The 12582-nt window shown below is 65.9% G+C and carries 9 protein-coding genes; 7 read left to right on the forward strand and 2 right to left on the reverse strand.

Translation table 11 applies throughout. The features are described from left to right. Positions 1-9 precede the first annotated feature (9 nt). From B2P87_RS12720 to B2P87_RS12750, 7 genes are read left to right on the forward strand one after another with little or no spacing between them, the layout of a single operon-like run. Positions 10-312, forward strand: coding sequence for a PAAR domain-containing protein (locus tag B2P87_RS12720; protein WP_141892252.1), 303 nt, complete (start codon positions 10-12; stop codon positions 310-312). Between the two features lie 8 nt (positions 313-320). Then, positions 321-1814: a type VI secretion system-associated FHA domain protein TagH gene (gene tagH, locus B2P87_RS12725; protein WP_167510303.1), complete on the forward strand. Its 1494-nt coding sequence runs from the start codon at positions 321-323 to the stop codon at positions 1812-1814. A 44-nt stretch (positions 1815-1858) separates the two neighbouring features. Then, positions 1859-3199 (forward strand): type VI secretion system baseplate subunit TssK, encoded by a 1341-nt coding sequence (tssK, locus tag B2P87_RS12730; RefSeq protein ID WP_141892251.1) that lies wholly within the window; start codon positions 1859-1861, stop codon positions 3197-3199. Positions 3200-3213: 14 nt separating this feature from the next. After that, positions 3214-4620, forward strand: coding sequence for a type VI secretion system protein TssL, long form (gene tssL, locus B2P87_RS12735; protein WP_141892250.1), 1407 nt, complete (start codon positions 3214-3216; stop codon positions 4618-4620). Continuing rightward, positions 4617-8189, forward strand: a complete 3573-nt coding sequence (gene tssM / locus B2P87_RS12740; RefSeq protein ID WP_141892249.1) for a type VI secretion system membrane subunit TssM — start codon at positions 4617-4619, stop codon at positions 8187-8189. Before tssL ends, tssM begins: the two co-directional genes overlap by 4 nt. Next, positions 8189-8863, forward strand: coding sequence for a type VI secretion system-associated protein TagF (gene tagF / locus B2P87_RS12745; RefSeq protein ID WP_141892248.1), 675 nt, complete (start codon positions 8189-8191; stop codon positions 8861-8863). The genes tssM and tagF overlap by 1 nt, the downstream gene beginning before the upstream one ends. Continuing rightward, positions 8863-9585, forward strand: a complete 723-nt coding sequence (locus tag B2P87_RS12750; protein WP_167510305.1) for a PP2C family protein-serine/threonine phosphatase — start codon at positions 8863-8865, stop codon at positions 9583-9585. Before tagF ends, B2P87_RS12750 begins: the two co-directional genes overlap by 1 nt. Positions 9586-9621: 36 nt before the next feature. Here the strand turns inward: B2P87_RS12750 and B2P87_RS12755 are convergent, their stop codons facing one another. Both B2P87_RS12755 and B2P87_RS12760 read right to left on the reverse strand, forming a co-directional pair. Further along, complete coding sequence (locus B2P87_RS12755; RefSeq protein ID WP_141892246.1) at positions 9622-11787, reverse strand: serine/threonine protein kinase; 2166 nt, start codon at positions 11785-11787, stop codon at positions 9622-9624. Between the two features lie 44 nt (positions 11788-11831). Continuing rightward, positions 11832-12359 (reverse strand): OmpA family protein, encoded by a 528-nt coding sequence (locus tag B2P87_RS12760; protein WP_244940841.1) that lies wholly within the window; start codon positions 12357-12359, stop codon positions 11832-11834. Positions 12360-12582: the final 223 nt, after the last annotated feature.

Raw genomic sequence — 12582 nt, forward strand, 5'->3', positions numbered from 1 at the left:
ATGTAACAGATGGGAATGCCACAGGCCCGGGTGACGGATCTGCATGCCTGCATGCTGCCCTCCACCCCGCCGCCGCCGGTGCTGCCGGTGCCGACGCCGATCCTGCCGCCCTGCGCGGTGACCGTGCTGGTTGCCAACCTGCCGGCCGCGCGCTTGGGGGACATGTGCACGGCGGCGCCGTCGCCGCACCCGATCATCAAGGGCTCGGCGACGGTGCTGATCAACAATATGCCGACCGCGCGGATCCTGGACAACACCGCCTGCGGCGGCATGGTCGTCAAGGGTGAATTCACCGTTCTGGTGGGAGGTTAGGCCCAATCATGGGAGTGACGCTGAAGTTTCAAAGCTCGGGCGCGATGCCCGGCGATGCGGCCCCTGTTCCGATGCGGGGGCCAAGCCTGACGGTGGGGCGCGGAGCCAGCTGCGACCTGGTGCTGCCCGATCCGGACCAGATGCTGTCGCGCAATCACTGCGTGATCGAGGATCACAACGGCAATGTGGTAGTGGTCGATCTGAGCTCCAACGGCACCTTTCTGAACTATTCCAAGATCCCGCTGGGCCGGACGCCGACACCGCTGAACAATGGCGATGTGCTGTGCATCGGCAATTATGAGCTGGTGGTGGAAATCCGCGACGACCTGATGGACGTCGGGGAGCTGATTGCGGCGCCCGCGGCGCAGGCGCCCGTGTCGCCCGGCAACGCCGCCAATGCGCCTGATCCGCTGCAACTGTTTGAGGATAGCGGCGGCCCGGGCGGCGATTTCCTGGATGACCTGCTGGGCGAGGGGCCGAAGGGGCCCGCGCAGCTGAACCCGGTCGACCCGATTGACGAGCTGCTGCCGCCGCTGGGCGAGGACGAGGATCCGTTCTTCCAGAAGACCAGCGACGGGCGCGAAGGCGCGGGGGCCAGCCTGGCCAACCACAACCCCACCGCCTCGGACGGGTTTGCCGCGCCTGCCGCGCATTCGAGCATGATCCCGGACGATTGGGACGACGAGTTCCTGTCCGGCATCGGCGGACCGGATGAGCCGGAACCGCAGCCCGAGCCGCCGCGCGAGGTTCCGCCGCCGCCGCAGGAGGTGCCGCCTTCGCAGCCGCCGCAAGAGGTGCCGCCGCAGCCGCCCCAGGAAACCCCGCCTCCGGCACCGCCGCAGGAGGTTCCGCCTGCGCCGCCAACGGAAATTCCGCCCTCTCAGGACGGGGGCAGCCGGGCGCTGCCCTCTGCCGGAGCACAGGAGGCGATTGAAGCTTTCCTCAGCGGGGCGGGCGCAGAGATCAGCATCGGCCCGGAAGATCACATCAGCACCATGGCGCGCATGGGCCGGGTGATGCGGACGCTGGTCGCGGGGTTGCGGGAAATTCTGATGACGCGGACCTCGATCAAGTCGGAGTTCCGCATCGAGCAGACGATGATTTCGGCCGGCGGGAACAATCCGCTGAAGTTCTCGATCACGCCGGAGCAGGCGGTCGAGGCGATGGTGCGCCCGGCGACCAAGGGCTATCTCAGCCCGGAAACAGCCGCCGAGGAGGCGCTGAAAGACATCAAGGCGCATGAGGTGGCGATGGTCACCGGCATGGAGGCGGCGCTGAAGGGCGTTCTGAAGCGGCTCGACCCCAAGGCGCTGGAGGCGCAGATTGAGGACAAGGGCGGCCTCAGCGGCCTCCTGCGCGGCAAGAAGGCCCGTTACTGGGACGTTTACGAGCAGCTTTATGCGGAGATTTCCGACCAGGCTGAGAATGATTTTCACGACCTGTTCAGCCGCGAATTCGCGCGGGCTTACAAGCAGCAGCTGGACAGGCTGAAGGACGGATAAGAGCCGCGCCGCTGGCGCGCGCCTGCAAGGAAGAGGAGATCCCGGTGTCCTGGGACAGCAAGGTACTTTGGACGGAGGGGCTGTTTTTGCAGCCGCATCACTTCCAGCAGTCCGACCGTTACAACGAGGCGCTGGTGGCCGGTCTGGCGCGGCGGCTCAGCCCGTATGCCTGGGGCGTGAACGGGCTGGAGATTGACCACGAGGCGCTGAAGATCGGCCAGTTTGCGGTCAAGTCCTGCGAGGGGCTGACCCATGACGGCACGGTGTTCCGGGTGCCGATGGCGGATCCGCATCCGCCGGCGCTGGAGGTGCCGTCAACGGTCAAGGATTGCATCGTCTACCTGACCGTGCCGCAGCGGCGCCAGGGGGCGGTCGAGGTCGACCTGAGCGGTGCCGAGCGCTCCGCCAGCCGCCTGCGCCCGGACAAGCAGGAAGTGACCGACGTCACCTCCTCCGAGCGCAAGCCGGTGCAGCTGGACGTGGGCAAGATGCGCCTGCAGTTCGCGCTGGAGGTGGATGATCTGGCCGACCTGCTGGCGATCCCGGTCGCGCGCATCATCGAGGTGCGCCCGGACAAAGAGATCGTGCTGGATCAGGCCTTTATACCGTCCTGCCTGGATGTGCGCGCGGCGCCTGCGCTGAACGGCTTCCTGCGGGAGCTGGAGGGCTTGCTGGCGCACCGGATGGAAGCGCTGGCAGGCCGCCTGTCCGAGGCCGGCGGCGCCCGCGGGGTGGCGGATGTGTCGGATTTCATGCTGCTGACGGTGGTGAACCGGCTGCTGCCGCAGGTGCGCCATCTGCGCAATATCGAGAACCTGCACCCCGAACGCCTGTTCACCCTGTGCGCCGGACTGGCGGGGGAGTTGTCGGTGTTCATGTCGTCAGACAAACAGGCGCCGGAGTTTCCGCCCTATACCCATGACAATCTGGTTGCGTGTTTTGCGCCGGTGATCCGGGTGCTGCGGCAGTATCTGAGCTCGGTGCTGGAGCAGAACGCGATTCCGATCAAGCTGGAGGCGCGCAAATACGGTATCTCGGTGGGAGTCATTGCCGACCGCAAACTGCTGGGCAACGCCGGTTTTGTGCTGGCGGTCAGTGCCGACATCCCGGCCGAGGACGTGCGCAAGCATTTCTCGGGTCAGGCCAAGATCGGGCCCGTCGAGGAAATCCGCCAGCTGGTGAATTCGGCGCTGCCGGGGATCACCCTGCGCCCGCTTCCAGTGGCGCCGCGGCAGATCCCCTATCATTCCGGCGTGGTCTACTTCGAGATGGATGCGGACAGCCCCTATTGGCGCAAGATGACCACTTCCGGCGGGATCGCGGTGCATGTGTCGGGCCAGTATCCGGGGCTCAAGATGGAGCTTTGGGCGATCCGTAATGCATAAGGGAAGGCGCTGAGATGGCTGATTATGACGATCCCTTTGCCGAACCGGGGGATACCGACAAGACGGTGATCAAGCCGAACCCGGGCGGGCGGCGCAGCGCCACACCGATGCAGCAGCCAGAGGCGCCGCCGCAGCCCGCGGATCCGGATCTGGATGCCTATGGCGTGCCGCAGGCGGCAGCGCCGAGGCCGCAGGCTGCGGCGGGCGGGGCCAAGGCGCCGAAGATGGCGCTGACGGGGATGAACCAGCTGACCGCCTGCGCCGCAACCCTGTTTGCGCTGATTTCCCGCATCCGCAACCGGGCGCAGCACATGGACCCGGACGCGCTGCGCAAAAGCGTGGTGGCGGAGGTGCGCGCGTTCGAAAACCGCGCGCTGCAGGCAGGAATTCCGGCGCAGACCGTGAAGGTCGCGCGCTATGCGCTGTGTGCGACGCTGGACGATGTGGTGCTGAACACGCCCTGGGGCGGGCAGTCCTCCTGGGGACTGCAGTCGATGGTCGCGACCTTCCACCGCGAGGTGGTGGGCGGCGACCGGTTCTATGACCTGCTGGCGCGGCTGGAGAAGGAGCCGGGCGCCAATATCGACATGCTCGAATTCCTCTATATGTGCCTGTCGCTGGGGTTTGAGGGCCGTCTGCGGGTGGAGCAGGGCGGCTCCGAGAAGCATCTGCAGATCCGCGGCGCGCTGGCCCGGATCATCCGCAACCAGCGCGGCCCCGTCGAGCGCGATCTGTCGCCGCATTGGGAAGGCATCGTCAAGCCGTTCAAAGCGCTGTCGGTCTGGCGGCTGGTGTGGATCACCCTGGCGGCCACCGCTGCGGTGCTGGCGCTGCAGTTCATCGGCCTCAGCTGGATGCTGTCGAACAAGACCGAGAATGTGGTGGGGCAGCTGTCGATTGTCGACGCCGGTCCGAAGGCACAGCTGGAACGGCGCGCGCCGCCGCCCCCGCCGCCGCCGCTGGCCCCGACCACCGAAGAGCAGGTCGCCAAGGTCTCCGGCTTCTTGGAGCCGGAAATCAAGGAAGGCATCGTGCAGGTGTTCCAGAAGGGCAATACGCTCATCATCCGGCTGACCGGCTCCGGCATGTTCGGCTCCGGCTCGGATCAGCTGAGCAAGGCGTTCCGCAACCCGGTGAACCGGGTGGCCGAGGCGCTGAATGACGAAAAGGGCAAGCTCATCGTGGCAGGGCATTCCGACAACGTGCCGATCCGTTCCTCGCGGTTCCCGTCCAACATGGCGCTGTCGCTGGCGCGGGCGAAATCGGTGATGGCCGGCATGGCCAAGGTCATGACGGATCCGGACCGGCTGTCGGCCGAGGGCCGCGCCGACAAGGAACCGATTGCAGACAACAGCACCCGCGCCGGGCGGGCCAAGAACCGCAGGATCGAGATCCTGCTGGTTCAGGAGGTTCAAGGATGATCCGCCGTTATATCATTCCCCTGTTCCGGTCGATCTACACCGTCCTGCTGATCCTGGCCGCGGTGCTGTCGGCCTGCGTGTGGTTCTTTGCGCCGTTCATCGGCAGCGCCGACTGGCGCCCGTTTGACGGGGTGATGGCGCGGCTGATCGCCATCGGCGTGATCTTCCTGCTGTATTTCCTCATCATCGGCCTCATCTTCTGGCGCCGCCGCCGCAAGGATAAGGAGATGACCGAGGAGATGGCCGAGGCGGCCGATACCTCGGAAGATGATGTCTTGTCCGAGGAAATCGGCGAGCTGCGCGGCAAGTTCAAGGACGCGATGAAGGAGCTGCGCAAGTCCAAGGGCGGGCGGCGCCACCTGAATGACCTGCCGTGGTACATCATGATCGGCCCGCCGGGTGCGGGCAAGACCACGGCGATCGTGAACTCCGGCCTGCAGTTCCCGCTGGCCGAGAAGATGGGCAAGGCCGCCATTGGCGGCGTTGGCGGCACCCGCAATTGCGACTGGTGGTTCACCAATGAGGCAGTGCTGATCGACACCGCCGGGCGCTATACCACGCAGGAAAGCGATGCGGAGGCCGACAATGCGGCCTGGCTGGGCTTCCTGGGGCTCTTGAAAAAGTACCGCAAGCGGCAGCCGATCAACGGTGCCATCGTCGCGATCTCGCTGTCCGACCTCAGCTTGCAGGATGAGATCACCCAGAAAAGCCACGCCGCTGCCGTGCGCCACCGCCTGGAGGAACTGCGCGAGAAGCTGGGCGTGCGCTTTCCGGTCTATGTGCTGTTCACCAAAGCAGACCTGATTGCCGGCTTCCAGGAGTTCCATGACTCCTTGGGCAAGGAGGACCGCGAGCAGGTCTGGGGGTTCACCCTGCCGCTGCCCAAGGGCAAGAAGGAAGAGCCGCCGATTGCCGCGTTTGACCAGGAGTTCGGCCTGCTGCTGGGGCAGATCAACGCGCAGCTGTTGGAGAAGATGCAGACTGAGACCGATCATCAGCGCCGGGCGCTGATTGCCGGCTTCCCGTCGCAGGTGGCGTCAATGCGCGCGGTGGCGCGCGACTTCCTGATGGAGGTGTTTCAGGACAGCCGCTATGCGCAGCGGCAGATGCTGCGCGGGGTCTATTTCACCTCCGGCACCCAGGAAGGCACACCGATTGACCGGCTGATGCTGGGCATGGCGCAGACCTTCGGCATCGGTCGGCAGGCGATTGGTTCGGGGCAGGGCACCGGGCGCAGTTTCTTCCTGACCCGGCTGTTCGAGGGTGTGATGTTCCCGGAGGCGGGGCTGGTGTCGGCCGACGACAAGGTCGAACGCCGCTACCGCTGGACCCGGCGGATTGCGATTGCGGCCACCGTGCTGGTGGCTATCGCAATGGGCACGCTGTGGGTGCGGTCCTATCTCAAGAACACCGATCTGATCGCCCAGGCCGAGGGTCAAGTGTCGGCCTACCAGGCCGCAGCGGCAGAGCTGCCGCCCAGCCCGGTGGGCGACACCGACCTGGTTCCGGTGGTGGCGGCGCTGAACAACCTGCGCGACATGCCGGGCAATCCGGTGCTGTCGGACCCGGAGCCCGAGCGCGCGATGACCTATGGCCTGTACCAGGGCGAGGTGATCGGCACCCAGGCCGCACAGACCTATCGTGCGGCGCTGAACCAGCGGCTGCTGCCGCGGCTGCTGGTGCGGCTGGAGCAGCAGATCGAGGGCAACATGAACAACCCCGATACGCTCTATGAGGCGCTGAAGATCTACCTGATGCTGGGGCTGCAGGGGCCGATGAACCCCGATCTGGTCAAGGAATGGATGCGGCTGGACTGGGAAAACATTGCCTACCCCGGCATTGCCCGCACCCAGCTGCGCACCGATCTGATGGATCACCTGACCGCGCTTCTGTCGCAGCCGATGGAGGAGATTGCGCTCAACGGCCCGCTGATCGCCCAGGCGCAGAACATCCTGTCGGAAATGCCGCTGGCGCAGCGGGTCTATAACGGCATCCTGAATTCGCAGCAGGCCACCGCGCTGCCGAAATGGCGGATCACCGATGTCGGCGGGCCGTCGGTCAAGCGGGTGCTGGTGCGCAGTTCCGGCAAGCCGCTGAATGATGGGATCGAAGGCATCTTCACCTATGACGGCTTCCACAATGTGTTCCTGCCGGAGGCGGTCAGTGTTGCCGAACGCGTCCACCGCGAGGCCTGGGTGCTGGGGGAGCAGAGCGAGGCAGCGCAGAATGAGGCGGTTCTTCTGAAGCTCAGCCGCGATGTGCTGGACCTTTATTACAACGACTACATCAGCCGCTATGACCAGATGCTGGGCGATATCGACATCATCCCGCTGGAATCGCTGTCCCATGCGGTGGAAGTCACCAATGTGCTGTCCGGGCCGACCTCTCCCATCGTCAACATCCTGACCGAAGTCAGCAACGAAACCCGGCTGAACGAAGACAAATCGGTGCTGGACGCGGGCTCTCTGGCAGCGGGTGCGCAGCAGGTTGCGGCGATTGAATCCCGGTCGAACCTGTCGATCCAGGGGCAGATCCTGCTGGAGGCGCTGGTCAATTCCGCCGCCAATGCGCCGGGAGAGACAGCCAAGCCGCCGGGGGCCTATGTGCAGGAGCGGTTCCAGTGGCTTTATGATCTGGTCAACCGGCCCGAGGGGCAGCCGTCGCAGCTGGATGACCTGATGGGGCAGCTGCAGCTGGTCTATCAGGAGCTGAACAAGATGTCCTTCTCCGGCGTGGCTGCCGGCGGCCAGAGCGGCCAGGCCCTGCTGCAGTTCCAGCAGACCGCCAGCCGCATGGGCGGGCCGCTGCCCCGCTGGGCAACGCAAATCTCGGCGGGCTCATCGGGGATCACGTCCGAGGGCACCCGCGCCTCGATCAACGCGCGCTGGCAATCGGCGGTGCTGCCGTTCTGCGAACAGGCGCTGGCGAACCGCTATCCGTTCAACCGCTCGGCGCGGGCCGATGTGGCAATGGCGGATTTTGCCAAACTGTTTGCGCCGGAGGGGATGATCGACAGTTTCTTCAACGAGCATCTGATGAAATACGTCGATACCCGCAGCCGGCCCTGGACCTGGAAGCGCGTCAATGACGTCGACCTGGGCATCAGCCCGGCGGTGCTGCAGCAGATGCAATATGCGGCCGAGATCAAGGAGGCGTTTTTTGCGGACGGGCCGCAGCCGGCGGTGAACTTCCAGATCACCGTCAACGCGCTGGATCCCAAGGCCAAGGAGGTGCTGCTGGAAATTGACGGCACCAAGGTGGCTTACAATCACCGTTCCGGCGCGCCGACGCCGGTGGCGGTGACCTGGCCCGGCTCGGTCGGGCTGGCGCGGCTGACGCTGCTGCCGCAAAAGCGCGATGCCGAGAACGTGCTGTCGCGCGACGGGCCCTGGGCCTGGTTTCGGCTGCTGGACGCGGCAGAGGTGCGGCGCACCAATGTGTCCGACCGGCGGCGGGTGAACTTCCGCGTGGGCGGCCGGCTGGCGCTGTTTGAGCTGCAGTCCGGCTCGGTCATCAACCCCTTCGCCCTGCCGGCGATGGCAAAGTTCAGCTGCCCGAAGTCGATGTGATGGCGGGGTTCGGGGCCTTCGGTAAGATGCCGTCAGCCGGGGATTTCTTCCGGCTGAACACGCCGGGCGGTTTTGTCCGGGTGTGGGACGCCTGGCTGCAGCAGATCATGCTGGACGGCAGGGCCGCTTATGGCGCCGGGTTTGACGCGCATTACATGACCGCGCCAATCTGGCGGTTCACCTTGCCTGCCGGACTGGCCGGCGCGGGGGCGGTGATGGGCGTGATGATGCCATCGGTCGACCGCGTGGGGCGCCGGTTTCCGCTGACGCTGATGGCGGGTGCGGGTGTGCCGGGACAAGTGGCGGCGGGGCCGTACCATTTCGGCGAGGCCGCATTATTTGAACGGCTGGAGGATGTGGCGCTGGATGCATTGGAGGACACGATGACCAAGGACCGCCTGGCGGCGACACTCGCAGAGATACCGGCGCCGGCGGCACCGGCCGCTGGCGCCGAGGCCGCAGCGGGGATGACGATGGTTCTGGCCGGGGCCCAGGGCGCGGAGAGGCTGACAGCCGCATCGGATGACGCCCGGCTGGCGGATTGCAGCCTGTGGACCGCGGTTCTGGACGGGGTGCCGCGAACGCTGGCGTGCAGCGGTCTGCCGCAAGGCGCCGCGGCGCTCGGGCTGTTTGACCTGGGCGCGACGGTCTGGGAGGGGGCCGGGGTCTCATGATGAACCCGATGCGCAAATACCGCTATACCGCGCAGACCCACGTGGGACTGAAGCGCAAGATCAACGAAGATGCCGTTCTGGCGCTGCCGGAGCATGACATCTGGCTGGTGGCCGATGGCATGGGCGGACACCAGGCTGGCGACTTCGCCAGCCGCCTGATTGCCGATGCGGTTGCGACGATCCCGCAGGGGCTGGACCCGGCGGCGCGGATGCATTCGCTGCGGGACGCGATCCAGACCGCGCACCAGGCCATCCGGGCCGAAGCCGCCTCCCGCGGCGGCGGCACCATCGGCTCAACCGTTGCCGCGCTGATCATGGCGAACCAGCATTTCGTCGGCCTCTGGGCCGGGGACAGCCGGATCTACCGGCTGCGCAATGGCCGGATCGAGATGCTGACCGAAGATCATTCGGCGGTGGCGGAGTTTGTTCTGGCGGGCAAGATGACTTGGGACGAGGCCGACCAGCATCCGCAATCCAACGCGATCACCCGGGCCGTCGGGGTCGGCGAGGCGCTGGAAATCGACAAGGTGCGCGGCGGCACGGTGCCCGGCGACCGCTTCCTGATCTGCTCTGACGGGCTGACCAAATACGCCACTTTTGCGATCCTCGCGGATGTTCTTGGCAGCACGCCGCTGGAAACGGTTGGCGACCGGCTGATCCAGATCGCGCTGGACGGCGGCGGCGCGGACAACATCACCGCCGTCGTGATTGATGTCCTGTAGCCAAGCCGCTGCCCTTGCAGGGGGCCGCCTGCCCGGTCAGGGTTTGGCGGTGACAAGAACCCGGCTGTCCAGCGAGCGGATGCGGCTGGAATCGGCCTCGTAACTGGCCTGCAGCGCTTCGGCAAAGCCGACGGCGCTTTCCGAGGTCGGGCGCATCCCGTCAAACAGCGGCTCCGACGAATGCAGCACCAGCACCTTGCTTTTGCCCAGGGTGCTGTCATCCACCTTAAAGGCGATGCCGCCGCCGGATGCGGACTCCTCCAGGCTGTAGGCCACCCGCACCGGCACGTCGCCCGCAGCCCCGCCGCGCAGGCTGGCCACCGCATTGTCCGGGCGCGCGATGTTGGGCAGCAGGTGAAACACGTTGCCGGAGACATCAAGGACCGACACCGTCAGGTAGCCGTCGGTCACATCCCCCGGCAGCACCACGTCGATTACCGGGTTTTCCCCGACAAAGAACCGGCCGGAGGGGTTGGGCTCCACCGTCGAGCCGCCCACCGCGAATTCCACTTCGGCACCGCCGGAGGGGGCTTTGGGCAGGTGCTGCTCCACCACACACAGAGAGTCGTTCAGCACCTCGACATCCAGCACCACCTGGCGCTCATGGGCCAGCGCGCGCAGCGCGTCGAACAGCTCCAGCCGGGTGGCGGTGTTGGCGACGCGGCCGCTGATCAGGATCGGGTCGGCCGGCGCATAACCGTCATAATGGCCGTTCCCGTCGCGCACCAGCGGGCCGCAATCAGCAAAGGTGTCCATGATCGCCTTGACCTCTGCCACCGGCAGCATCGGCAGTTCGAACCGGATTTCTGCTTTGCCTTCCAGCGCCCCGGGCAGGCCGTTGCGGAAGCGTTCGTTCAGCATTTCGGCAACGTTGGTGTCGCTGGTCGTGCCGGTCAGGCGGGCCTTGTTGTTGCTGACCACCAGCCGCCATTCGCGCAGGCCCTCAAGCGGCCTTACCGTGTCCAGCAGATCGGCGCCCCAGGTCTCGGCGATTGCGCCGGAGGCCAGGGTCAGATCCGCGTCCTCAGCCAGCGCCAGCAGGGCGTCGCGGGTGGCTTCCGAGGGCACGTTGCCGACGATCTGCACCGGCCCGTCCGCCGGTTTTTCCGCAATCAGCGAATAGGGGCGGACAACCGGATAAGACGGACCCATGAAGCTGTCGAGCATGCCGGAGAAATAGGCCCCCGCGCCGCCGCCGCCGAGCAGCAGCAGAACCGCCAGTGCCGCCCACAGGCCGCCGCGCCCACTCTTTTTCCCCTGTGCGGTTGCGCGCGCCGGGTCCGGCGGGGGAGGCGGCGCCGGCTGGCGGGTTTGCGGTACGATGATGGTGGCATCTTCGGCTGCGGGTCCGTCCAGCACATCCGCCAGACTGCCGCCGTCGGGATTGTCGAGAAACGCCAGCACCTCGCCCGCGCTTTGGAACCGGTCATCCGGGTCCGGGGCGCACATCCGGCCGATCAGCGTCCTGAGGGGTTCCGGCACACCGCTGGTATCCAGCGGTTTCTGCTTGTTCTCAACCACTTCCATCGGGTTGGCGCCGAGTTTGGGCGCGGCGCCGCGGAAGTTGGCAAGCAGCAGCGCGCCCAGCGAATAGATGTCCGAGCGCGCGTCGGTCTGCCCGCTCATCTGCTCCGGCGCGGCATAGGAATACTTGCCCGCAAATTCATTGCCGACAATGGTCTGGGCGCCCGGGTTGGTGTCCTTGGCAATGCCAAAGTCGATGATCACCGCCTCTGCCGGGTCGCCGCCCCGCAGGATGATGTTGTCCGGGCTCAGGTCGCGGTGGACGATATTGCGGGCATGCGCCGCCTGCAGCCCTTCGGCCACGCGGCGGCAGATCACCAGCAGATCTTCGGCCGCCATCGGCCCCTGTTTCAGCCGCTTGTCGAGGCCGGGGCCGTCGATGTAATCCATCAACAGGTAGATATGGCCGTCCGGCGTGCGGTGGTTTTCCGAATAGCGCACCACCGCGGCATGGCGGATTTCGCGGATATTCTCCTCGCGCGCCATCAGGACGGTAAAGTCCTCGTTGGCTGCAAGCTCCTGCTTCAGCACCTTCAGGGCCACCAGGTTGCCGGAGATTTCCGAGCGCGCCTTGTAGACATCCGAGGTGCCGCCGCGCCCCAGCAATCCTTCGATCCGATAGGTATTGTTCAGCAGATCACCCGGCTGGAACAAGTCGCCAGGGCGCGATTCAAGCATGGAGTTCTCCCTGGCCTGCAGTCCGCCGCGAGCCCAAGCCGGGCTTAGCCCAGGGCCTGGAATTCGACGCGGCGGTTTTCATCCGCACGCGGGTTGTCCTGATTGAAAGGCGCGGTCTCGCCCATGCCGATTGCCTTCAGCATATCCTCGGGCACGCCGCAGGCGCTGATCAGGTGGCGGCGCACTTCCTGCGCGCGCAGCAGCGACAGCCGCTCATTATAAGCAGCGGAGCCGGAGCTGTCGGTATGGCCGATGATCTGGAACACGGTGCCGTCCATCAGTTTCATCGACTCGCACATATTGGCCAGCTTGGGCGCCTGGTCCGCCCGCAGCGCCGCGCTGTCAAAGTCAAAGGAGATCTGGACATTGATCTGGGCCTGCTGGTCCACCGGATTGTATTCCTCGGCGGCGGCCGCCACGGTCGCGGTTTCCTGCGCCGTGTCCTGGGTCTGGTCCGTGCTGCTGGGCACGATCACCAGGCCGCGGGTCTTCTGCTTTTTGAAGGCTTCGGTGATTTCCTCAACCGACAGTTCACCGCCGTTCGACTGCGCCTGCGCCAGCGGTGCGAACATGAGACCGGCGCCTAGAACGCTTGCGAAAATTCCTTTCAGGGGGATCATGCTCAGCGCCCTTTCCTACCGTTACAACTTCGCTGGCAGCTTATACCAGCACCTGCTGCCTGCCAATGCCGGGCAAAGGCCAGCGGCGGAAAAAAACACGGTGTTTCCGGCAAGTTGTAAACAGGGGGTTTACTTGCCGCGCACTGAAAGATTGAAATGGGCGCAGGTGAACCGG

Source organism: Leisingera sp. UBA4491 (assembly GCF_002388965.1).
In the GTDB taxonomy this organism is placed as follows: Bacteria; Pseudomonadota; Alphaproteobacteria; order Rhodobacterales; family Rhodobacteraceae; genus Leisingera; species Leisingera aquaemixtae.

Bases quoted from the DNA above. Each gene is read 5' to 3' on its own strand.
- B2P87_RS12720 (WP_141892252.1), top strand. From the start codon at position 10: ATGGGAATGCCACAGGCCCGGGTGACGGATCTGCATGCCTGCATGCTG.
- tagH (WP_167510303.1), top strand. From the start codon at position 321: ATGGGAGTGACGCTGAAGTTTCAAAGCTCGGGCGCGATGCCCGGCGAT.
- tssL (WP_141892250.1), top strand. From the start codon at position 3,214: ATGGCTGATTATGACGATCCCTTTGCCGAACCGGGGGATACCGACAAG.
- tssM (WP_141892249.1), top strand. From the start codon at position 4,617: ATGATCCGCCGTTATATCATTCCCCTGTTCCGGTCGATCTACACCGTC.
- tagF (WP_141892248.1), top strand. From the start codon at position 8,189: ATGGCGGGGTTCGGGGCCTTCGGTAAGATGCCGTCAGCCGGGGATTTC.
- B2P87_RS12750 (WP_167510305.1), top strand. From the start codon at position 8,863: ATGAACCCGATGCGCAAATACCGCTATACCGCGCAGACCCACGTGGGA.
- B2P87_RS12755 (WP_141892246.1), bottom strand. From the start codon at position 11,787: ATGCTTGAATCGCGCCCTGGCGACTTGTTCCAGCCGGGTGATCTGCTG.
- B2P87_RS12760 (WP_244940841.1), bottom strand. From the start codon at position 12,359: ATGTTCGCACCGCTGGCGCAGGCGCAGTCGAACGGCGGTGAACTGTCG.